General features: G+C 65.7%; 1 pseudogene. It reads right to left on the bottom strand.

Annotated features, from left to right (window positions below):
* Nucleotides 1–396, bottom strand: a pseudogene (locus A3764_RS19110) (tRNA-guanine transglycosylase); the annotation flags it as partial.
* Nucleotides 397–492 lie beyond the last annotated feature (96 nt).

The following is a 492-nucleotide window of genomic DNA, read 5'->3' as shown; positions in this document are numbered from 1 at the left end:
TCTCCATAGACCGTTCCGGCGTGATCTCATGCTTCGAGCCGTCGATATGGCTTTTGAAGGTCACGCCCCGTTCCGTCAGCTTGCGCAGGCTCGCAAGGCTCATGACCTGAAAGCCGCCGCTGTCGGTCAGGATCGGCTTTTGCCAGTTCATGAAATCATGCAGCCCGCCAAGGGCGGCGACCCGTTCGGCAGTGGGGCGCAGCATCAGGTGATAGGTATTGCCCAGCAGGATATCCGCCCCGGTTTCCGCGACGCTTTCGGGCAGCATGGCCTTCACCGTGGCGGCGGTGCCCACGGGCATGAGGCGGGGGTGCGGATGTCGCCCCGCGGGGTGTGAATGACGCCCGTGCGGGCCTTGCCGTCCCGCGCGGTCAGATCGAAGCCGGTGCCTGCCATTGGGTCTCCTTTCATGGTGGCGATGGCCTACGCGCTGCGCTGCGAACTTGCAATCGGGCACGCCCGGGCCCACCCTGCCGGTAACCCCCGCAGGAT

The sequence above is a fragment of the Sulfitobacter sp. HI0129 genome (assembly GCF_001635395.1).
Classification (GTDB): domain Bacteria; phylum Pseudomonadota; class Alphaproteobacteria; order Rhodobacterales; family Rhodobacteraceae; genus Sulfitobacter.
Note: the sequence above shows the minus strand (reverse complement) of the source record. Positions and strands in the feature narration are given on the sequence as shown.